Annotated in this window: 22 protein-coding genes; 15 read left to right on the top strand and 7 right to left on the bottom strand. The window is 57.7% G+C overall.

Annotated features, from left to right (window positions below; translation table 11 throughout):
- Positions 1-2 precede the first annotated feature (2 nt).
- Genes B3X29_RS16010 through acpT form a run of 6 tightly spaced genes read left to right on the top strand, consistent with a single transcriptional unit; the run spans position 3 to position 4,760 of the window.
- The gene (locus B3X29_RS16010; protein WP_156655518.1) at positions 3-584 is read left to right on the top strand and encodes a DUF3261 domain-containing protein; all 582 of its coding nucleotides are present in this window, start codon (positions 3-5) and stop codon (positions 582-584) included.
- Position 585: 1 nt separating this feature from the next.
- On the top strand, positions 586-1,752 hold the full coding sequence (locus tag B3X29_RS16005; protein ID WP_156655336.1) for a beta-ketoacyl-[acyl-carrier-protein] synthase family protein: 1,167 nt from the start codon (positions 586-588) through the stop codon (positions 1,750-1,752).
- Positions 1,749-2,222: a 3-hydroxy-fatty acyl-ACP dehydratase gene (locus B3X29_RS16000; protein ID WP_156655337.1), complete on the top strand. Its 474-nt coding sequence runs from the start codon at positions 1,749-1,751 to the stop codon at positions 2,220-2,222. The genes B3X29_RS16005 and B3X29_RS16000 overlap by 4 nt, the downstream gene beginning before the upstream one ends.
- Entirely contained in the window at positions 2,219-2,950 is a 732-nt protein-coding gene (locus B3X29_RS15995; RefSeq protein WP_156655338.1) for a 3-ketoacyl-ACP reductase FabG2, read from the top strand. Before B3X29_RS16000 ends, B3X29_RS15995 begins: the two co-directional genes overlap by 4 nt.
- Positions 2,947-4,176, top strand: coding sequence for a beta-ketoacyl-ACP synthase (locus B3X29_RS15990; RefSeq protein ID WP_159340197.1), 1,230 nt, complete (start codon positions 2,947-2,949; stop codon positions 4,174-4,176). Before B3X29_RS15995 ends, B3X29_RS15990 begins: the two co-directional genes overlap by 4 nt.
- A 2-nt stretch (positions 4,177-4,178) precedes the next feature.
- Entirely contained in the window at positions 4,179-4,760 is a 582-nt protein-coding gene (gene acpT, locus B3X29_RS15985) for a 4'-phosphopantetheinyl transferase AcpT (RefSeq protein WP_103177378.1), read from the top strand.
- A gap of 5 nt (positions 4,761-4,765) precedes the next feature.
- Here acpT and B3X29_RS15980 read toward each other — a convergent pair whose 3' ends face one another.
- Positions 4,766-5,272: a phenolic acid decarboxylase gene (locus tag B3X29_RS15980; RefSeq protein ID WP_103177379.1), complete on the bottom strand. Its 507-nt coding sequence runs from the start codon at positions 5,270-5,272 to the stop codon at positions 4,766-4,768.
- 99 nt (positions 5,273-5,371) lie between these two features.
- On the opposite strand from B3X29_RS15980, the gene B3X29_RS15975 reads away from it, so the two are divergent.
- The 3 genes from B3X29_RS15975 (at position 5,372) to B3X29_RS15965 (ending at position 7,838) form a co-directional block, all read left to right on the top strand.
- The gene (locus B3X29_RS15975) at positions 5,372-6,238 is read left to right on the top strand and encodes a LysR family transcriptional regulator (RefSeq protein ID WP_103177380.1); all 867 of its coding nucleotides are present in this window, start codon (positions 5,372-5,374) and stop codon (positions 6,236-6,238) included.
- Between the two features lie 48 nt (positions 6,239-6,286).
- Positions 6,287-7,081, top strand: a complete 795-nt coding sequence (locus B3X29_RS15970) for an SDR family NAD(P)-dependent oxidoreductase (protein WP_103177381.1) — start codon at positions 6,287-6,289, stop codon at positions 7,079-7,081.
- Positions 7,082-7,175: 94 nt separating this feature from the next.
- Positions 7,176-7,838, top strand: a complete 663-nt coding sequence (locus B3X29_RS15965) for an HAD family hydrolase (protein WP_103177382.1) — start codon at positions 7,176-7,178, stop codon at positions 7,836-7,838.
- Between the two features lie 53 nt (positions 7,839-7,891).
- Here the strand turns inward: B3X29_RS15965 and B3X29_RS15960 are convergent, their stop codons facing one another.
- From B3X29_RS15960 to B3X29_RS15950, 3 genes are all read right to left on the bottom strand, one after another.
- Positions 7,892-8,917 (bottom strand): TerC/Alx family metal homeostasis membrane protein, encoded by a 1,026-nt coding sequence (locus tag B3X29_RS15960; protein WP_103177383.1) that lies wholly within the window; start codon positions 8,915-8,917, stop codon positions 7,892-7,894.
- Between the two features lie 158 nt (positions 8,918-9,075).
- On the bottom strand, positions 9,076-9,474 hold the full coding sequence (locus tag B3X29_RS15955) for an ion channel (RefSeq protein WP_103177384.1): 399 nt from the start codon (positions 9,472-9,474) through the stop codon (positions 9,076-9,078).
- A gap of 127 nt (positions 9,475-9,601) precedes the next feature.
- The gene (locus B3X29_RS15950; protein WP_159340196.1) at positions 9,602-10,795 is read right to left on the bottom strand and encodes an NAD(P)/FAD-dependent oxidoreductase; all 1,194 of its coding nucleotides are present in this window, start codon (positions 10,793-10,795) and stop codon (positions 9,602-9,604) included.
- 230 nt (positions 10,796-11,025) lie between these two features.
- Here B3X29_RS15950 and pitA point away from each other — a divergent pair, with 230 nt between their 5' ends.
- The 3 genes from pitA to B3X29_RS15935 all read left to right on the top strand — a co-directional run bounded on the left by pitA (position 11,026) and on the right by B3X29_RS15935 (position 13,479).
- The gene (pitA, locus tag B3X29_RS15945) at positions 11,026-12,522 is read left to right on the top strand and encodes an inorganic phosphate transporter PitA (protein WP_103177385.1); all 1,497 of its coding nucleotides are present in this window, start codon (positions 11,026-11,028) and stop codon (positions 12,520-12,522) included.
- Between the two features lie 176 nt (positions 12,523-12,698).
- Positions 12,699-13,088: a polymorphic toxin type 44 domain-containing protein gene (locus B3X29_RS15940; protein WP_201304749.1), complete on the top strand. Its 390-nt coding sequence runs from the start codon at positions 12,699-12,701 to the stop codon at positions 13,086-13,088.
- On the top strand, positions 13,066-13,479 hold the full coding sequence (locus tag B3X29_RS15935; protein WP_159340195.1) for a hypothetical protein: 414 nt from the start codon (positions 13,066-13,068) through the stop codon (positions 13,477-13,479). The genes B3X29_RS15940 and B3X29_RS15935 overlap by 23 nt, the downstream gene beginning before the upstream one ends.
- A 38-nt stretch (positions 13,480-13,517) precedes the next feature.
- Here B3X29_RS15935 and uspB read toward each other — a convergent pair whose 3' ends face one another.
- Positions 13,518-13,853, bottom strand: a complete 336-nt coding sequence (gene uspB / locus B3X29_RS15930; RefSeq protein ID WP_032615027.1) for a universal stress protein UspB — start codon at positions 13,851-13,853, stop codon at positions 13,518-13,520.
- Between the two features lie 285 nt (positions 13,854-14,138).
- Here uspB and uspA point away from each other — a divergent pair, with 285 nt between their 5' ends.
- On the top strand, positions 14,139-14,576 hold the full coding sequence (gene uspA / locus B3X29_RS15925; protein WP_103177386.1) for a universal stress protein UspA: 438 nt from the start codon (positions 14,139-14,141) through the stop codon (positions 14,574-14,576).
- A gap of 54 nt (positions 14,577-14,630) precedes the next feature.
- Here the strand turns inward: uspA and rsmJ are convergent, their stop codons facing one another.
- Both rsmJ and prlC read right to left on the bottom strand, forming a co-directional pair.
- Entirely contained in the window at positions 14,631-15,383 is a 753-nt protein-coding gene (gene rsmJ, locus B3X29_RS15920) for a 16S rRNA (guanine(1516)-N(2))-methyltransferase RsmJ (RefSeq protein WP_159340194.1), read from the bottom strand.
- 7 nt (positions 15,384-15,390) lie between these two features.
- Positions 15,391-17,433 (bottom strand): oligopeptidase A, encoded by a 2,043-nt coding sequence (gene prlC / locus B3X29_RS15915; protein WP_103181001.1) that lies wholly within the window; start codon positions 17,431-17,433, stop codon positions 15,391-15,393.
- A gap of 203 nt (positions 17,434-17,636) precedes the next feature.
- Here prlC and B3X29_RS15910 point away from each other — a divergent pair, with 203 nt between their 5' ends.
- Positions 17,637-18,479, top strand: coding sequence for a 23S rRNA (adenine(2030)-N(6))-methyltransferase RlmJ (locus B3X29_RS15910; protein ID WP_103177388.1), 843 nt, complete (start codon positions 17,637-17,639; stop codon positions 18,477-18,479).
- A 70-nt stretch (positions 18,480-18,549) separates the two neighbouring features.
- Positions 18,550-19,902, top strand: a complete 1,353-nt coding sequence (gene gorA / locus B3X29_RS15905) for a glutathione-disulfide reductase (RefSeq protein ID WP_103177389.1) — start codon at positions 18,550-18,552, stop codon at positions 19,900-19,902.
- The last annotated feature ends 167 nt before the right edge of the window (positions 19,903-20,069 follow it).

The raw sequence follows: 20,069 nt of genomic DNA, 5'->3' as shown, positions 1-20,069 counted from the left end.
TGATGACCCCTTTTTATCGCGCCGCCCTTCTGATCGGCGCGCTGCTGCTGGCCGGTTGCAGCCATACAGCCCAGAAGCGTGACGATACCCGCCCACAGGCGTGGCTCCAGCCGGGTACCCGGGTGACGCTGCCGCCGCCGGGCATTACCCCGGCGCTCAGTTCCCAGCAGCTGTTGACCGCCAGCGTGAACGGCAATACCCAGTCGCTGCTGGTGATGCTGAACGCCGATGGGCAGAAAGTGACCCTCGCGGGACTCTCGTCGGTGGGGATCCGTTTGTTCCTCGCCACCTATAATGAAACGGGCATCCATACTGAACAGTCGATTGTTGCGCCAGCGCTTCCTCCGGCCAGCCAGGTGCTGGCGGACGTAATGCTTAGCCACTGGCCCCTCGACGCCTGGCTGCCGCAGTTGCCTAAAGGCTGGACGTTGAAGGATAAAGGCGACCGGCGTGAGCTGCGCAATGGTGACGGCAAGCTGGTGACGGAGATTATCTACCTGCAGCGCAAAGGCAAGCGCATGCCGATTAGCATCGAACAGCACGTGTTCCACTACCACATCACCATTCAATATCTGGATGACTGAGATGATCTACATTTCTGCCGTTGGCCTGCTCAACGCCCTGGGCAACGCACCTGATGAGATTGCCGCCAACCTGACGCGCGGCGTGGCGCCCGGCATGCGGCTGCGCAGCGGCTGGTTACCGGGTCAGGAGGCGGTGCTGGGGGGTGTCGATGCCGAACTGCCCGCGATCCCGGACCGCTTTGCCCGCCACCGCTCGCGTAATAATCAGCTTCTGCTGGCGGCGCTGGCGCAGATCCAGCCTGCGGTGGACGAGGCCATTGCCCGCTACGGTCGCGACCGGGTGGCGGTGGTGCTCGGCACCAGCACCTCCGGGCTCGATGAGGGCGACACGCATGTGCGCCTGTCGATGGCCGGCGAAGCGAGTCCCCACTGGCGCTACGCGCAGCAGGAGCTGGGCGATCCGTCGCGCTTTCTGGCGAACTGGCTGGATCTTGACGGCCCGGCCTGGACGCTCTCGACCGCCTGCTCCTCCAGCGCGCGGGCGATGATAAGCGGACGTCGGCTGATTGATTCCGGGCTGGTGGATGTCGCGCTTGTCGGCGGCGCCGATACGCTGAGCCGGATGCCGGTAAACGGTTTTAACAGCCTCGAATCCCTTTCCACCACCTTGTGCGAGCCCTTTGGCCGCGACCGCCGGGGGATCACCATTGGCGAAGCGGCGGCGCTGATGCTGCTCACCCGGGAGCCGCAGCCGGTGGCGCTGCTGGGCAGCGGCGAGTCGAGCGATGCGTACCATATTTCTGCCCCCCATCCGCAGGGCGAAGGGGCCATTAACGCCATTAACCAGGCGCTACACGACGCCGGAATGACGCCGGATGACGTGGGCTACATCAATCTGCACGGCACGGCGACGCCGCTCAATGACCAGATCGAATCCCGGGTGATCCACGACCTGTTTGGCGAGGCGGTGCCCTGCAGTTCAACCAAGCACCTGACCGGGCATACGCTGGGCGCGGCGGGGATCACCGAGGCGGCGCTGAGCTGGCTGATTTTAACCCGCGGCCTGCCCCTGCCCGCCCAGGATTTCAGCCGCTATGCGCCGGATCTGACCCTTGCACCCTGCGGCGTGCTGCATCAGCCAGGGACGCTGCAAAAACCGGTGATTTTGTCTAATTCGTTCGCCTTTGGCGGCAATAACGCCAGTATTCTGCTCGGGAGAGTGTCATGAGCTATTTATTACCGGCAGACTACCTGCCCCACGATGCCCCCATGCTGCTGCTGGAATCGGTCGAGAGCGTCAGCGCCGACACCGCCGTCTGTCGGGTCAGCGTCACGCCCGAGGGGGTGCTGGCGCCATTTTTGAATACCGAAGGCGATCTACCGGGCTGGTACGCCCTTGAGCTGATGGCCCAGACCGTTGGCATCTGGTCTGGCTGGCACCGTGAACAGAAGGGCCAGGAGAGCAGTTCGCTCGGCATGATACTGGGCGCGCGGGAGCTGGTCTGTGCCGCGGGGCGCTTTCCGGCCCGTAGCGTGTTAACCATCACCGCCACGCTGCTGATGGAAGATGAGCGCTTCAGCAGCTTCGAGTGCCTCATCACCGCCCATGGCGACACGCTGGCGACCGGGCGCGTCAATACCTTCCAGCCCAGCCAGCAGGAGCTGGCATCACTGTTTAAACCAGGAGTGAATCCATGAGTCGTTCTGTTCTGGTCACCGGCGCCAGCAAAGGCATTGGCCGGGCTATCGCCCTTAAACTGGCCGCGGACGGGTTTACCGTCGGCGTGCATTACCACCGCGACGCCGCAGGTGCCGGGGCCACCCTGGAGGCGATCGAACAGGCCGGCGGAAACGGGCGTCTGCTGGCGTTTGACGTGGGCGACCGGGCGCAGTGCCGTGAGGTGCTGGAGGAGGATATGGCGACGCATGGCCCCTGGTATGGCCTGGTAAGTAACGCCGGCATCGCCCGGGATGGCGCGTTTCCGGCGCTCAGCGACGAGGACTGGGACAGCGTGATCCACACTAACCTCGACAGCTTTTACAACGTCATTCATCCCTGCATGATGCCCATGATCGCTGCCCGTCAGGGTGGACGGATTATTACGCTGTCGTCGGTTTCCGGGGTGATGGGCAACCGCGGCCAGGTGAACTACAGCGCGGCCAAAGCCGGCATCATCGGCGCCACCAAAGCCCTGGCGGTGGAGCTGGCGAAGCGCAAAATCACCGTCAACTGCATCGCGCCTGGGCTGATTGATACCGGAATGATCGAGATGGAAGAGGCCGCGCTGAAAGAGGCGATGGCCGCGATCCCGATGAAACGGATGGGTCAGGCGGACGAGGTGGCCGGGCTTGCCAGCTACCTGATGTCGGATATCGCGGGCTATGTGACCCGCCAGGTTATCTCCATTAACGGGGGAATGTTATGACGCGTCGGGTGGTGATCACAGGCATGGGCGGCGTCACCGCCTTTGGGGAAACGTGGGCATCGGTTGCTGCCCGCTTACGTGAATACAAAAACGCGGTGCGCAGGATGCCGGAGTGGACGGTCTATGACGGCCTGCACACCCTGCTGGCCGCGCCGATCGATGATTTTACCCTGCCGGATCACTACATCCGCAAGCGCATCCGCGCCATGGGTCGCGTGTCGCTGCTGTCGACCCGCGCCACCGAACTGGCCCTGGCGCAGGCGGGGCTGCTTGACGATCCGATTCTTACCCAGGGTGAAACCGGCATTGCCTATGGCTCGTCCACCGGCAGCACCGGCCCGGTCAGCGAATTCGCCACCATGCTCACCGAGAAGCACACCAACAACATCACCGGCACCACCTACGTGCAGATGATGCCCCACACCACGGCGGTGAACACCGGCCTGTTCTTCGGCCTGCGCGGGCGGGTGATCCCCACCTCCAGCGCCTGTACCTCCGGCAGCCAGGCGATTGGCTATGCCTGGGAAGCCATCCGCCACGGTTATCAGACGGTGATGGTGGCAGGCGGTGCCGAAGAGCTTTGCCCGTCGGAAGCGGCGGTGTTCGATACCCTTTTCGCCACCAGCCAGCGCAACGACGCGCCGGATGCCACCCCCTCACCCTTTGATGTGCAACGCGACGGGCTGGTGATTGGTGAAGGGGCAGGTACCCTGATTCTGGAAGAGCTGGAGCATGCGAAGGCGCGCGGCGCCACCATCTACGGCGAAATTGTCGGTTTCGCCACCAACTGCGACGCGTCGCATATCACCCAGCCGCAGCGGGAAACTATGCAGATCTGCATGGAGAAGTCGCTGAAGATTGCCGGGCTGAGCCCGCAGGATATGGGCTATATTTCGGCGCACGGCACCGCCACCGACCGGGGCGATATCGCCGAAAGTCTGGCCACCGCCGCGGTGTTCGGCGACAGTGTGCCAATTTCATCGTTAAAGAGCTATTTCGGCCATACCCTGGGGGCCTGTGGCGCGCTGGAGGCGTGGATGAGCCTGCAGATGATGCGTGAGGGCTGGTTCGCCCCGACCATCAATTTAAGAGAACCGGACGAGCAATGCGGCACGTTAGATTATATTATGGGTGAAGCCCGTCACATTGACTGCGAATATATTCAAAGTAATAACTTCGCGTTCGGCGGCATTAATACTTCCATAATCATTAAACGCTGGGCGTGACTATGTACCAGTTTCTTCTGGGAAAGATTTCTACCCTCAGCGCTGACTCTCTGGCGTCAGCGCTTTCTGAGCAGGCGCCGCAGGGCGCGCGCCGACTCCCCTGGCTGGCTGGCCGGGCGCTGCTCGCCCGGGCCTTATCGCCCGCCCCGGTACCGGAAATTGTCTTCGGTGAACAGGGCAAACCGGCCTTCGTCGATGCCAGACCCTATTGGTTTAACCTGAGCCACAGCGGGGACGATATCGCCCTGCTGTTAAGCGACGAAGGCGAAGTGGGCTGCGATATCGAAGTGATCCGTCCGCGGGATAACTGGCAGGCGCTGGCTAACGCCGTCTTTAGCCTCGCCGAACATGATGAGCTGGAGCGGGAGGCACCTGAGGCAAAACTGTCGGCCTTCTGGCGCATCTGGACGCGTAAAGAGGCGATCGTCAAACAGCGCGGCGGCAGCGCCTGGCAGATTGTCAGTATCGACAGCACCTTAAGATCGGCGCTCTGCGTCAGCCACTTTCAGCGCGGCGAACTCAGCCTTGCGGTCTGTACGCCAACGCCCTTCACCCTCCATAACGGCGCACTTCAGCTTCTGTAACCCGCTTATTTCAAATTATTCGGAAAGTCTGCCGGCAGCTCGCTGGCAGCACAGTCAATGACAGCATCGTTATTGGCACCGCAGTCGCGCACAAAGGTAATGGTGGCGAACTCATCAATGACCTCGGTTGGGTAGGCCGGGCCCGCCTCGCGATAAGAGACCATCAGCGGAATATGATCGTTCTGGAAGCAGACGGTTTTTTCCGGGTTATTCATCACCCAACGCGGGAAGAAGATCGTGCCGTGGAACAGCTTGTCGCCGAGGTTCACAATCAGGCTCACATCGGTACCGGTCGGTTCAGTCCACGAAATTTTATAAATACTCTCGCCCACACGAACGATATAAGCCTGCTGATCTTTTACCCAACGGTTTGCCACGATCCCGCTATGAATACGGTAGTCGAGCGTCTGCTCGTTTTTGACATAAATTTCGTAGTTCCAGCCGTTATCGTAGGTATATACCAAATGTTTGCCGACGAAACCGCTCAAATCATGTTTATCAAACTGGCTCATAATCTTTCTCCTCTGTTTTAATGAACCCATCTTACGCCTGCAAAAATTGGATGAATAACGCTATGATTTAATCAAATTCATCCAAAAATTAGATTATTTATGCACAAAACTACCCTTGAGCAGTGGTCGCTGCTGGAACGCGTCGTTGAGTTGGGCAGCTTTGCCCGCGCCGCAGAGGAGACGCATCGCAGCCAATCTTCCGTCAGTTATAACCTGGCATTGTTGCAGGAGCGGCTGGGCGTGGCGCTTCTGGTCCAGGTGGGGCGTAAGGCGGTGCTGACCCCGGAAGGAGAGCTGCTGTTAAATCAGGTCAAACCGCTGCTAAACGCCTTTACCCTGCTGGAGACGCGCGCCACGACGCTACGCAACGGGATGCGTACCCGACTGGATGTGGTGGTGGACAGCATTTTCCCTCGCCGTCATCTGTTTGCCATTCTGCGCCAGTTTCAACAGCGCTATCCGCAAACCGAGGTGCATCTGACCGAAATACTTGAGAACACCGGCGAGGCGCTGGCCCAGAGCGAAGCCGACGTGATGGTGCTAACCCGCCGCCAGGATGTGACCGGGCGCGGCGAGTGGTTGATGAATATCGACTTTGTCGCCGTGGCGCATCGGGAACATCCGCTGTTTGAACACGACACGCCGCTCACTGATGAAATGCTACGCTCCTGGCCACTCATCCAGATCGCCGGGCAGAACTACGCCGCGCCTCCCGGCGGCGAAGCCTGGACCTTCTCCACCATCGACGCCGCTATCGATGCGGTGATGTATCAGGTGGGGTATGGCTGGCTGCCGGAAGAGCGAATTCAGCAACAGCTGGAAACCGGTGTGCTAAAAACGGTGCCCCTGAGCCACGGCACGCGCCGTGCTACACCGCTGCATCTGATTGTAAAACGCACGCTCGCCCCGCTCGACGAACAGGTGGAAACCTTACTGCACCTCTTCAGCCAGCCGTCGCAAAGGTGAACTGCTACGCTTAATGGTCTGAACTTCAAATATGACAAGGAGCAGACCGTGAAAATCGATCTTACGGGAAAAGTGGCGTTAGTGACCGCCTCCACAGGCGGCATTGGCTTCGCCATTGCCAGAGGGCTGGCGGAGAGCGGTGCAGAGGTGATTGTTAACGGACGCAGCGTCGACTCGGTCAACCGGGGCATCCAGCAGCTGCAGCAGCAGATACCGGGCGTTCAGGTGCGGGCTGCCATTGCCGACCTCAGTTCGCAGGAAGGGGTGGATGCTCTGCTCCGGGTCGCTTCGGGCGTCGATATCCTCGTCAACAATGCCGGGATCTACGGCCCTCAGGATTTTTACGCTACCGACGACGAGACCTGGAATCACTACTGGCAAACCAACGTGATGTCCGGTGTACGGCTATCGCGCGCCCTGCTGCCCGGCATGGTGCAAAAAGGCTGGGGCCGGGTGGTCTTTATCTCCTCCGAGTCGGCCTGCAATATTCCGGCGGACATGATCCACTATGGGGTCACCAAAACCGCCCAGCTCTCTCTGGCGCGCGGTCTGGCAAAGTTTGTCGCCGGGAGTGGCGTCACCGTGAACAGCGTCCTGCCTGGCCCGACGATGTCGGACGGCTTTGCTGAGATGATGAAAGACGAAATAGAGAAAACCGGCAAGTCCCTGGAGACGCTGGCAAAAGAGTTCGTGATGGCCAATCGCCCAAGCTCGGTGATCCAGCGAGCCGCCACGGTAGACGAAGTGGCGAACATGGTGGTTTACGTCTGTTCCCAGCAGGCATCCGCCACCTCCGGCGCGGCGCTGCGCGTGGATGGCGGCGTGGTGGACGATATTATCTAGCGCTGCCGATGGCTACCCGTCCGCTGGCGGGTGGCATCTGACGCTAAAGCAGGTAAACTGAGGACAGAATGTGAATTTACGCTAAGACTCTGTTATGACCAATATGATTGCCGATGAGGCGATGGCAAAATCCAGCGTCCTCTCCGTGTTCGACTTTGATGGCACGCTGACCCATCACGACAGCTTTATCCCCTTCTTACGCTTTGCGTTCGGTAAGCGCTACTTTGCCGGTCGCCTGGTGCGGATGGCCTTGCCCACCATTCACTGCGTACGCCGCAAGCTGACCCGTGATGAACTGAAAGAGGTGCTGATCAAAACCTTCCTGACCGGCGTGGATGAGCACTGGCTGCGTGAGCAGGCAGAGCGGTTCTGCGAAAAGTACTGGGATAAACTGATGCGCCCCCAGGGGGTGCTGGCGGTGGCGGCGGAAGTCAACTCCGGCGCGGAAGTGACCATCTGCTCTGCCTCGCCGGCGCTGGTGTTGCAGCCATGGGCCGACAAGCTCGGCATTAAGCTTATCGGTACCCAACTGGAGGTGAAAGAGGGCAAGCTGACCGGGCGGATCACCGGCCATAACTGCCGCTGTGCGCAGAAGGTGGCCCGGCTGGAGAGCGTGTACGGCAGCCTGACCAATTACCACGTGCGCGCCTGGGGCGACACCCGGGGCGACCACGAGCTGCTGGCGGCGGCGCAGGATCCGCACTGGCGCCATTTCCATCCGCCGCGCGCGCGCCGCAATTCACCGATCAAGCCGTAAAAGATGCCGGGTGTTGTAGGCCCGGCAAGCGTAGCGCCGCCGGGCAAAATCCGTCAGGCTTCCCGTTTCCCCGGGAAGAGCAGGCTCGCCAGAATCCCCGCTGCCAGTACGCCCAACACCACCAACAGACTCGCCGTAGCGCCGATACCGTAGCCGTGGTGCCAGAAGTGATCCGTCGCGTTCAGACCGAGCTTAAAGGCGACGAAGAAGAGCAGCGCGATCACCGCTTTCTCCAGATGCACCAGATACTGCTTCAGCGCCTCCAGCACGAAGTAGAGGGTACGCAGGCCGAGGATGGCGAACATCATGGCGCTGTAGATAATCAGCGGCTCGCGGCTGACGGCGATGATCGCCGGCACCGAGTCAAAGGCGAACATCACGTCTGACAGCTCCACCACCGCCACACAGAGCAGCAGCGGCGTGGCATAGCGCTTCGCCTTCTTCACCCGTCCCACCATCACATCCTGGTTTTCAGGCTTGGCCAGCTCGGCATCCACCTCTTTCTGGCTGAGAAGAAACGCGTTACCGGTGATTTTTGGCCAGATCGGATAGAAGCGTTTTACCGCGCGGTAGGCCAGATGCTGGGAGTAATCCTCAATCTCGTCCTGCTCTTCGCCGCGTTTAAGCATCATCACCGCCGTCCAGGCCACAATCAGGGCAAAGACCACTTCAACGTATGGCCCCAGGCTCAGCAGGCTGGTGCCGATGGCGACGAAGATCCCGCGGAAGACAATCGCGCCAATCACCCCCCAGTAGAGCACCCGGTGACGATACTGATCCGGCACGCCAAACCAGGCGAAGATCGCCATCATCACGAAGAGGTTATCAACGGAGAGCACCTCTTCCAGGGCGTAACCGGTGAGGAACAGGCTCGCCACTTCGGCGCCGTGATGCACGTAAAGGAACCCGGCGAACGCCATCGCCATCATCACCCAGAAGAGAGACCAGAGTGAGGCGCTTTTTAGTGAGATCGGTTTGTCATGGCGATGCATGAAGAGGTCGATAAACATCGCCCCGACAGCCATAACCACAAAAACAACAACGGTTTCCGTCGGGAAACCGAGATGAGCAGAGGACATAGACAACCCTTTTTGAAGACAAAATACACACCATGCAGACTGGCGAGGCCAGTAAAGAAAAAAAAGGGACCGTTTACCGGCTTCTCCCCTTAAAACGCATAACCCTGCGTGAGGGAGTGTACTTTACCTCACATTGCGGAGGTTCTGCCATCGGCGCTTTACTGGCTCATGCCGCGCAGCCGCTGCAGGACGGCCACCAGCACCGCCACCGACCAGCCAACCATCAGCGCGCCAACCAGCCCTTCCACTCCGCCAGTCAGTCGCCAGTGTTCCGGCAACGTGACGTCGCCATATCCCACTGTAGCGTAGCTGACCAGCGAGAAATAGAAGCTGGTGTTCCAGTCATTAAACGCGCCGACATAGCGATAAAAAACGGCAAACAGGCTGGCTTCAAGCAGATGGGCAAACAGGGCAGTCATGATGATAACGATATTGCGGAACACCACGCGCATCACCGATTCCACATTCAGGTTGATGAATTTCAGGATAAAAAACATCCATGTGGAATGAATGATCACCGTCAGGTTGATCAAAATAATAATGCTCACAAGCTGCATATCACACTCTCTGAAAGGTAACGCAATACGCCCTGCTCAGCTGAACAGGGCGTAAAATAGCGGAACGTTTGAGATGCAGTGTAGCGGATGGGGGCGAAGAACAGGGTGCAATAGTTGCGCCGGAATACTACCTTTCGGCCAGCGCCTCTGCACAGGCCCAGGCGCTGGCCCACGCCCACTGGAAGTTATAGCCACCCAGCCAGCCGGTAACGTCCATGACTTCGCCGATAAAATAGAGTCCAGGCACGTTGCGGACCTCCATGGTGCGCGAAGAGAGTTCGTTAGTGTCCACACCCCCCAGCGTCACTTCCGCGGTGCGATAACCTTCGGTGCCGTTGGGTTGTACGCGCCAGGCGCTTAAGGTTTCGACCAGCGCCTGCTGATCGCGGCTGTTGAGCTGCTTGAGTGACACATCAGGAATTTGCCCCAGCTGCTGCAGGCACTCCACCAGCCGTTTCGGCAGCTGTATCGCCAGGGTGTTTTTCAGGCTCTGGTTAGGGTGCGCCGCACGCTGCTCATTGAGGAAGCTCTCCAGATCGCAATCCGGCACTAAATTGATGGTGACGAACTCACCCGGCTGCCAGTAGCTGGAGATTTGCAGCACCGCCGGGCCGGAGAGGCCACGATGGGTGAACAGCAGATTCTCCCGAAACACCGTACCGTCTTCGGCGGTAATCACCGACGGCACCGACACGCCGGAGAGGGTCTGCAGCTGTTCCAGCAGCGGCTTATGCAGGGTGAATGGCACCAGTCCGGCACGGGTCGGGAGTACCTTCAGCCCAAACTGCTCGGCAATTTTATAGCCAAACGGCGTGGCACCCAGCCCCGGCATGGAGAGCCCGCCGCTGGCGATCACCAGCTTATCTGCGCACACGGTTTCGCCATTAAGCTGCAGCGTGTAACCTGCCTCATCACGCGCCACATCCAGCACTTCGCTGCGAAGTCGCAGGGTAACCTGACCTTTTTCACACTCCGCCACCAGCATATCGACGATTTGTTGCGCGGAATCGTCGCAAAATAATTGCCCCAGCGTTTTCTCATGCCAGGCGATACCATGTTTACCGACGAGGTCGATGAAGTCCCACTGGGTGTAGCGCGCTAACGCAGATTTGCAAAAATGACGGTTCTGGCTCAGATAGGCCGTAGGTTCGATATAAAGATTAGTAAAGTTGCAGCGGCCCCCACCAGACATCAGGATTTTACGACCTGGCTTTTTGCCGTTATCGAGCAGCAGAACCCGGCGTCCTGCCTGTCCGGCCATCGCCGCACAGAATAAACCCGCCGCACCTGCGCCAATAATGATGGCATCGTACTTTTCCACGTCTCGATCCTCCCGGTTTTCAGGGCGCGAATTGTAAAGTTTCCTCAAGAAACGCACCAGCGTAAAAATCTGTAATTTCATGCATTTCTTTGAAATTTAAAAAGTAATTCTTTTGCTGCTACGCTTATGTCAGTAAGCAAATCAAAAAAAGGCTATATTTCACTTTGCCCGTTGCGCATTTGTCCTGGATAATGCGCCGCGTTCATGTCCTCAAAATGGCGTAACGTCCTATGCTACATTTGTTTGCTGGCCTGGATTTCCATACCGGGCTTTTACTTTTGCTTGCTCTGGCCTTTGTATTGTTCTACGAAGCGATTAACGGCTTCCACGATACTGCAAACGCAGTGGCAACGGTTATCTACACCCGGGCATTACGATCGCAAGTTGCGGTGGTGATGGCTGCAGTGTTTAACTTCTTTGGCGTTCTTCTTGGAGGTCTGAGCGTAGCCTACGCCATTGTGCATATGCTGCCAACGGATCTGCTGTTGAATGTCAGCTCTGGTCATGGTCTCGCCATGGTCTTCTCCCTGCTGTTTGCTGCAATTATCTGGAACCTCGGTACCTGGTATTTCGGCCTGCCAGCATCCAGTTCCCACACGCTGATCGGCGCTATCATCGGTATTGGTTTAACCAATGCGCTGATGACCGGTACGTCTGTGGTGGACGCCCTGAACATCCCTAAAGTTCTGGGTATTTTCGGTTCACTGATTATCTCCCCGATTGTCGGTCTGGTTGTGGCGGGTGGCTTGATCTTCCTGCTGCGTCGTTACTGGAGCGGTACGAAAAAACGTGCCCGTATCCACCTGACGCCGGCCGAGCGTGAAAAGAAAGACGGTAAGAAGAAGCCGCCATTCTGGACGCGTATCGCCCTGATCATCTCTGCTATCGGCGTGGCTTTCTCGCACGGCGCTAACGATGGTCAGAAAGGCATTGGTCTGGTGATGCTGGTGCTGATCGGCGTGGCCCCGGCGGGCTTCGTGGTGAATATGAATGCGTCCGGTTACGAAATTACCCGTACCCGTGACGCCATCAACAACGTCGAGACCTATTTCCAGCAGCGTCCTGACCTGCTGAAGAAAGCGACCGGCGTTGACCAGCTGATCCCTTCTCCGGAAGCGGGCGCGACCCAACCGGCGGAGTTCCATTGCCATCCGGCTAATGCGATCAGCGCCCTGGAGCGCGCAAAAGGCATGCTGACGGACGTTGAAAGCTACGACAAGCTCTCCGTAGAGCAGCGTGGCCAGATGCGCCGCATCATGCTGTGCATCTCCGACGTCACCGACAAAGTTTCTAAGCTGCCTGAAGTCTCTGCCGACGACAAACGTCTGCTGAAGAAGCTGAAAGTCGACATGCTGAACACCATCGAGTACGCACCGATCTGGATCATCATGGCGGTCGCGCTGGCGCTGGGTCTCGGTACGATGATCGGCTGGCGTCGCGTGGCGACAACCATCGGCGAGAAGATCGGTAAGAAAGGCATGACCTATGCCCAGGGGATGTCCGCTCAGATGACGGCGGCAGTCTCTATCGGTCTGGCCAGCTACACCGGTATGCCGGTATCCACTACCCACGTTCTCTCTTCGTCCGTGGCGGGTACCATGCTGGTTGATGGCGGCGGTCTGCAACGCAAAACCGTGACCAGCATTCTGATGGCCTGGGTATTTACCCTGCCGGCATCGATTCTGCTGTCCGGCTGTCTGTACTGGATCTCCCTGCAATTCCTGTAATCGCAGGCAGGTTACGCGAAGAGCGGGTCAGGTAACTGGCCCGCTTTTTTTATGGGTGCGATTTAAGCTTATTCCATTGTTAATATAAGGAAAATCTGAACATTTTTTGTTCACTCCGTTGACAGGGAAATCATTATCATGCCGGGTGCAATTAATTATCATGCAATGGAGAATGTATGGCTTCTGTACCTACCCCTGGGCCCGGCTCAATCGTCATCGTTAACAATATGCGCGAAGCGCGTCGACATGGCATGTCGCGCAATATGGCAACGCCTTCTACCTATTATTGGTTTTATCAAAAGGTCAGAAATGGTGGGCCATGGGACTACAAAAAATTCGATCCGTACTACGCAGCATTTGGTAATTTCAATTTCGGGGCTGCCGGTACGGCTGCAGGTATTCCTGCAAATATCCTCCTGATGGGCGCGGGATGGGCTCAGGGGCGTGCGGGTACATCGAAAGCTGAATGGGGAAAATGGTATGAAAAGCCCCCTTACGGAGATGATCCGACAGACCAGCGCAATATCAGAGAAGGAATAGAATATGCCATTCAAAACGGCTATTAAATGGACCCACCGGTTTGTCACGCTTGCGCTACTAATTCTGGTCTTAGGGTTCATGTGGCTAAACCACCAGCCCGATCCGCGAAAGGGTGATGAACTGCAAAGGATTTATAAATTATCTGACAGCGTCTGGCTCTATATGACGGTTAACGATAAGGGTGGTGCAACGGTACCCATAATCTACCGTTACTATCTGTCAAAAGAGATACGCGGGGAAAAGAGGGACATTATTCGAAAGCTTGCCATGCGCGTTCCGGTACTTGAGGGAACAGGCACAATCACTGATGCCAGCATAGGGAGTAACGGCGAAGTGAACATCTCCTACAGTGGGAAAATATTCTCAGTGCAGAAAGATATCTCAAACCTTCGGTTTACGGTTTTACCCGATAAGTGACAAAAGGAAGGCGAGGTTTGACCCGCCTTCCTCTGCGCTCAATGCCAGATGAGGAGAGCAATCATGCTCACCACCACCAGGCCGCACAGTGCGCTGGTCAGGATGAACTGACGACGCAGGCGCTCACAGCGACGGATAAACTCATCATCATGATGATCGCGATAACGCTGGGCGTAGATATACCACACCAGGCGCATCTGTTTGCTGGGCTGCCCGTGCGAGGTAAAGAATCCCCCGCCGTCCACATATTGATAAAGCAACGGATCGCAGCCACGAAGTACCACTAATAGCGCGCGCAAGGATGAGAAATAACGCGCCATATTTACAATGCAAACCACACATAACGCCCAAAACAATGCGACGGTGCTAATCATACTTCCTCCCCGGCGTCCGCCCTCGAAGCAACGCTTCGGGACTACCGCACCCCAATGCCCTGACAGACGGTTCAGTGATAGAGAGACTCAAAAGCCGATCGGCTTCACATTTTATTATCCGAACGGCTTATTCAATAGTGTAGGAGATCCGTTAATTTTTTTGCCACAAGGTTAATCGTTATCAACACCAATGCTTGAAAATTTTGTTTAACTGGGCCGTAATGAAAGCAGGTAGACGACTGCTACACGCATTGGTCATCGATAACTTAAGGAAGGAGTAACACTATGGCTTATAAACATATTCTGATCGCTGTTGACCTCTCCCCGGAGAGCAAAGTGCTGGTTGATAAAGCGGTATCCATGGCGCGTCCGTACAATGCGAAAGTTTCCTTAATTCATGTGGACGTAAACTACTCCGATCTCTATACCGGCCTGATCGATGTGAATCTGGGGGATATGCAGAAGCGTATCTCCGAAGAGACCCACCATGCACTGACCGAGCTTTCCACCAATGCGGGCTATCCGATCACCGAAACCCTGAGCGGCAGCGGCGACCTGGGCCAGGTGCTGGTCGATGCGATTAAGAAATACGATATGGATCTGGTGGTCTGCGGCCATCATCAGGACTTCTGGAGCAAGCTGATGTCATCCGCCCGTCAGCTGATTAACACCGTACACGTTGATATGCTGATTGTGCCGCTGCGCGACGAAGACGACGAGTAAGGCGGGATTGCCTGAATGTAGGCCGGGTAAGGCGAAGCCGCCACCCGGCTTTTTTTATTCCGGGGTACCGGAATAGATATCAAACCGGTGCCCTTTGGTCACCACCGCATTGGTCGTCGCAACCTCCGCCAGTGGCGGCGCGTAATCCGGGCGCTTCACCACCACGCGCTTCGTAGCCAGCAGACGCGCAGGCGCCAGCAGGCCATCCGCATCGAGATCCGGCCCCACCAGCGACTGAAACACCCGCATCTCTTTCTTCACCAGCGCGCTTTTCTGCTTATGCGGGAACATCGGGTCGAGATAGACCACCTGCGGGCGTGGGGTGATATCGGTCAGCGCCGTCAGGCTTGAGGCGTGGATCAGCTGTAACCTCTCCTGCAACCAGCCGCCGATTTCCGGATCGGCATAGCCACGGGTCAGGCCGTCATCCAGCAGCGCGGCCACCACCGGATTGCGCTCCAGCATCCGCACACGACAGCCTACCGAGGCCAGCACAAAAGCGTCGCGCCCGAGTCCCGCCGTGGCATCCACCACGTCCGGCAGGTAGCTGCCCTTAATCCCGACCGCTTTGGCCACCGCTTCGCCGCGTCCGCCGCCAAACTTGCGCCGGTGCGCCATCGCCCCACCAACAAAATCGACGAAAATGCCGCCGAGTTTGGGCTCGTCGCGCTTGCGCAGCTCCAGATGGTCCGGGGTCATCACTAGCGCCATCAGGTTTTCTTCATCGTGCTCCAGCCCCCAGCGGGCGGCAAGAACAGATAAGGCGCCGTCTCCGGCGCCTGTTTCATCTACTAAGCAGATTTTCACGAATCAACTAACCCTTGATCCCGTAATGCTCCAGCATCGCATCCAGCTGCGGTTCGCGGCCACGGAAGCGTTTGAACAACTCCATTGGCTCTTCAGAACCGCCGCGGGTCAGGATGTTATCCAGGAATGACTGACCGGTTTCGCGGTTGAAAATCCCCTCTTCCTCGAAGCGGGAGTAGGCGTCTGCCGCCAGCACGTCTGCCCACAGGTAGCTGTAGTAGCCCGCCGCATAGCCGCCCGCAAAGATATGGCTGAACGCGTGCGGGAAGCGTCCCCAGGCCGGGCCTGGAATAAGGGCAACCTGCTTTTTGATCTCCGCCAGGGTTTCGAGGACCTTCGCCCCCTGCTCCGGGCTGAACTCCGCATGCAGACGGAAATCGAACAGACCGAACTCCAGTTGGCGCAGGATAAACATTGCCGCCTGGTAGTTTTTCGCTTCCAGCATCTTATCCAGCAGCGCTTTTGGCAGCGGCTCGCCGGTCTCATAGTGGCCGGAGATAAACGCCAGCGCGTCCGGCTCCCAGCACCAGTTTTCCATAAACTGGCTCGGCAGCTCCACGGCATCCCACGGTACACCGCTGATACCGGCAACGCCTGCCGCTTCAATGCGGGTCAGCATGTGGTGCAGACCGTGGCCGAATTCGTGGAACAGAGTGATCACTTCGTCATGGGTGAACAACGCAGGTTTGCCGTTAACCGGACGGTTGAAGTTACAGGTCAGATAAGCAACCGGCTTTTGCAGCGAGCCATCCGCTTTACGCATCTGCCCTACGCAGTCATCCATCCAGGCGCCGCCGCGTTTATTTTCGCGGGCGTAGAGGTCGAGATAGAAGCTGCCGCGCAGTTCGTTCTGGTCGTCGTACAGTTCGAAGAAGCGCACGTCGTCGTGCCACACTTCCACATCGTTGCGCTCTTTGGCGGTGATGCCGTAAATGCGTTTCACCACTTCGAACAGGCCGTTAACGGCTTTGTTTTCCGGGAAGTACGGACGCAGCTGCTCATCGCTGATGCTGTAGAGATGCTGCTTCTGTTTCTCGCTGTAATACGCGATATCCCACGGCTGCAGCTCATCGACGCCGAATTCCGCTTTGGCAAAGGCGCGCAGCTGGGCCAGCTCTTTCTCGCCCTGAGGACGAGCGCGTTTGGCCAGATCGGTTAAGAAATCGAGTACCTGCTGCGGGTTTTCGGCCATTTTGGTAGCAAGAGATTTATCTGCGTAGCTGTCAAAGCCCAGCAGCTGCGCCAGCTCGTGACGCAAGGCAAGAATTTCCGCCATCACCGGGGTGTTATCCCACTTCCCGGCGTTCGGGCCTTGATCGGACGCGCGGGTGCTGTAGGCGCGATACATCTCTTCACGCAGGGCCTGGTTATCGCAGTAGGTCATTACCGGCAGATAGCTCGGGATATCCAGCGTCAACAGATAACCGTCCTGCTCTTTCGCTTCGGCTTGCGCTTTTGCTGCCGCCAGGGCGCTTTCCGGCATGCCAGCCAGCTCCGCTTCGTCGGTAATCAGCTTCGTCCAGCCCATGGTGGCATCCAGCACGTTATTGCTGTACTGGTTGCCCAGCTCAGACAGGCGCGTCGCGATTTCGCCGTAGCGCTGCTGCTTCTCTTTTGCCAGACCAATGCCCGACAGTTCAAAATCGCGCAGCGCGTTATCGACAGCCTTTTTCTGCGCGATATTCAGCGTCGCATAGTGATCGCCCTCGCGCAGGTCGCGGTACGCTTTGTAGAGCCCTTCGTGCTGCCCGACCCAGGTGCTGTACTCCGACAGCAGGGGCAGGGTTTGTTCGTAGGCCTCACGCAGTTCCGGGCTGTTTTTCACCGAGTTCAGGTGGCTGACCGGGGAAAAGATGCGGCCGAGCACATCATCCACTTCCGCCAGCGGCTGACACAGGTTTTCCCAGGTATAAGGGGCGCCATGCGCTACCACGCTCTCAACGGCGGCACGGCAATCGTCCAGTGCTTTGGTGACAGCGGGAACAACATGTTCAGGCAAAATGGAGGAAAACGGTGGCAACGAAAAAGGCGTCAGTAATGGATTGGTCATAAGCACTGTCCTGTTAAATGAGTGAATGAAGCGCGCATCCTGCGCGAGCATATTGTTTCCAGGATGGGGTTAAGTGTAGTGAATTTCAATGGCTGAGGTGACAGAAAAACAGCCGCCGCGACGGTGCGTGCCGGGCCTGCGGGTAATCTGTGCCGTTCTGCTGTAAACTGTGCTCAATCGACATTATCGGAACATATCTACCCATGCTCAGTTATCGCCACAGCTTTCACGCGGGCAACCACGCCGACGTTCTTAAACACACCGTACAGAGTCTGATCATCGAGGCGCTGAAAGAGAAAGATAAGCCTTTTCTCTATCTGGACACCCATGCCGGCGCGGGCCGCTATCAGCTGAGCGGCGAGCATGCCGAGCGCACCGGAGAGTACCTCGAAGGCATCGCCCGCATCTGGCAGCAGGATGACCTGCCGGCGGAGCTGGAACCCTATATCGGCGTGATCAACCATTTTAACCGCAGCGGCCAGTTACGCTACTACCCGGGTTCGCCGCTTATCGCGCGCCAGCTGCTGCGCGAGCAGGACAGCATTCAGCTGACTGAACTGCATCCAAGCGACTACCCGCTGCTGCGCTCTGAATTCCAGAAAGACAGCCGCGCGCGCGTGGAGAAATCGGACGGCTACCAGCAGCTGAAAGCGAAGTTGCCGCCGGTTTCCCGTCGCGGTCTGGTGCTGATCGACCCGCCATACGAAATCAAAAGCGACTACCAGGCGGTGGTTGCGGGTATCAACGAGGGCTACAAACGCTTTGCCACCGGCACCTATGCGCTGTGGTATCCGGTGGTGCTGCGTTCACAGATCAAACGCATGATCAAGGATCTGGAAGCGACCGGCATCCGTAAGATCCTGCAAATTGAGCTGGCCGTTCGCCCGGACAGCGATCAGCGCGGCATGACCGCGTCCGGCATGATTGTGATTAACCCGCCCTGGAAGCTCGAAGCGCAGATGAATAACGTCCTGCCGTGGCTGCACAAAAAGCTGGTCCCGGCCGGTACCGGCCATACTACCGTTAGCTGGATCGTGCCAGAGTAATCGCAGTCATCGATGGAAACTATTGATTTCAGGTATACAATCGCGGCAATTAACGATTAAGGATAAGACCATGACCAAGCATTACGATTACATCGCTATCGGCGGCGGCAGCGGCGGTATCGCCTCGATTAACCGTGCGGCCATGTACGGCCAGAAGTGCGCGCTGATTGAAGCAAAAGATCTCGGCGGCACCTGCGTTAACGTCGGTTGTGTACCGAAAAAGGTGATGTGGCATGCGGCGCAGATCCGCGAGGCCATCCATCTCTATGGCCCGGATTATGGTTTTGATACCACCATTAATAACTTCGACTGGGATCGTCTGATCGCCAGCCGTACCGCCTACATCGATCGTATTCACACCTCCTACGATAACGTGCTGGGCAAGAATAATGTCGATGTGATCCGCGGTTTTGCCCGCTTTGTCGATGCGAAGACGATCGAAGTCAACGGTGAAACGATCACCGCCGATCATATCCTGATCGCTACCGGTGGCCGCCCGAGTCATCCAGCTATTCCGGGTGCGGAATACGGTATCGACTCCGACGGTTTCTTTGAGCTGCCTGCCCTGCCGAAACGCGTTGCCATCGTTGGCGCGGGTTACATCGCCGTGGAGCTGGCGGGCGTGATTAACGGCCTCGGCGCCGAAGCGCACCTGTTTGTGCGTAAACACGCCCCGCTGCGCAACTTCGATCCGCTGATCGTCGATACCCTGGTGGAGGTGATGAATGCCGAAGGCCCACATCTGCATACCGAAGCCATTCCGAAAGCGGTTGTGAAAAACGCTGACGGCAGCCTGACCCTTGAGCTGGAAGATGGCCGCAGCCAGACCGTTGATTGCCTGATCTGGGCCATTGGCCGTGAACCCGCAAACGACAACTTCAACCTGGCCGTCACGGGTGTCAAAACCAATGAGAAAGGCTATATCGTTGTCGATAAGTTCCAGAACACCAGCGTACCGGGCATCTACGCCGTGGGCGATAATACCGGCGCCGTTGAACTGACCCCTGTTGCTGTCGCCGCGGGTCGTCGTCTTTCCGAGCGTCTGTTTAACAACAAACCGGAAGAGCACCTGGATTACAACAACATCCCGACCGTGGTCTTCAGCCACCCGCCAATCGGTACCGTCGGTTTAACCGAGCCTCAGGCGCGAGCGCACTATGGCGACGACCAGGTGAAAGTGTATAAATCCGCCTTCACCGCCATGTATACCGCGGTCACGTCTCACCGTCAGCCGTGCCGCATGAAGTTAGTGTGCGTCGGCCCGGATGAGAAGATTGTCGGCATTCACGGTATCGGCTTTGGTATGGATGAGATCCTGCAGGGCTTTGCGGTCGCGCTGAAAATGGGTGCGACCAAGAAAGACTTCGATAATACCGTAGCTATTCACCCAACGGCGGCAGAAGAGTTCGTGACCATGCGTTAGTTCGCCTTGTCAGCGAGTATGCACGTTTAAAGACCGGCCCTCAGTGGCCGGTTTTTTTATGCACCCTCCCCCACCGCCACGCCGCTGCTGGCGCAGATGTACATACGGTAACAAAATTCACCGGTAATGACGGCAGGCCTGGCTACGCTTAAAAAGTATTAAGCGCT

The sequence above is a fragment of the Leclercia sp. UBA5076 genome, from assembly GCF_002416465.1.
Taxonomy (GTDB): Bacteria; Pseudomonadota; Gammaproteobacteria; order Enterobacterales; family Enterobacteriaceae; genus Enterobacter.
Note: the sequence above shows the minus strand (reverse complement) of the source record. Positions and strands in the feature narration are given on the sequence as shown.

Coding starts and splice junctions, on each gene's coding strand:
- pitA (WP_103177385.1), top strand. CDS start 11,026: ATGCTACATTTGTTTGCTGGCCTGGATTTCCATACCGGGCTTTTACTT.
- B3X29_RS15935 (WP_159340195.1), top strand. CDS start 13,066: ATGCCATTCAAAACGGCTATTAAATGGACCCACCGGTTTGTCACGCTT.
- B3X29_RS15990 (WP_159340197.1), top strand. CDS start 2,947: ATGACGCGTCGGGTGGTGATCACAGGCATGGGCGGCGTCACCGCCTTT.
- B3X29_RS15910 (WP_103177388.1), top strand. CDS start 17,637: ATGCTCAGTTATCGCCACAGCTTTCACGCGGGCAACCACGCCGACGTT.
- B3X29_RS15965 (WP_103177382.1), top strand. CDS start 7,176: ATGACCAATATGATTGCCGATGAGGCGATGGCAAAATCCAGCGTCCTC.
- B3X29_RS16010 (WP_156655518.1), top strand. CDS start 3: ATGACCCCTTTTTATCGCGCCGCCCTTCTGATCGGCGCGCTGCTGCTG.
- prlC (WP_103181001.1), bottom strand. CDS start 17,433: ATGACCAATCCATTACTGACGCCTTTTTCGTTGCCACCGTTTTCCTCC.
- B3X29_RS16000 (WP_156655337.1), top strand. CDS start 1,749: ATGAGCTATTTATTACCGGCAGACTACCTGCCCCACGATGCCCCCATG.
- B3X29_RS15995 (WP_156655338.1), top strand. CDS start 2,219: ATGAGTCGTTCTGTTCTGGTCACCGGCGCCAGCAAAGGCATTGGCCGG.
- B3X29_RS15960 (WP_103177383.1), bottom strand. CDS start 8,917: ATGTCCTCTGCTCATCTCGGTTTCCCGACGGAAACCGTTGTTGTTTTT.
- acpT (WP_103177378.1), top strand. CDS start 4,179: ATGTACCAGTTTCTTCTGGGAAAGATTTCTACCCTCAGCGCTGACTCT.
- B3X29_RS15940 (WP_201304749.1), top strand. CDS start 12,699: ATGGCTTCTGTACCTACCCCTGGGCCCGGCTCAATCGTCATCGTTAAC.
- B3X29_RS15975 (WP_103177380.1), top strand. CDS start 5,372: ATGCACAAAACTACCCTTGAGCAGTGGTCGCTGCTGGAACGCGTCGTT.
- gorA (WP_103177389.1), top strand. CDS start 18,550: ATGACCAAGCATTACGATTACATCGCTATCGGCGGCGGCAGCGGCGGT.
- B3X29_RS15980 (WP_103177379.1), bottom strand. CDS start 5,272: ATGAGCCAGTTTGATAAACATGATTTGAGCGGTTTCGTCGGCAAACAT.
- uspB (WP_032615027.1), bottom strand. CDS start 13,853: ATGATTAGCACCGTCGCATTGTTTTGGGCGTTATGTGTGGTTTGCATT.
- uspA (WP_103177386.1), top strand. CDS start 14,139: ATGGCTTATAAACATATTCTGATCGCTGTTGACCTCTCCCCGGAGAGC.
- B3X29_RS15955 (WP_103177384.1), bottom strand. CDS start 9,474: ATGCAGCTTGTGAGCATTATTATTTTGATCAACCTGACGGTGATCATT.
- B3X29_RS16005 (WP_156655336.1), top strand. CDS start 586: ATGATCTACATTTCTGCCGTTGGCCTGCTCAACGCCCTGGGCAACGCA.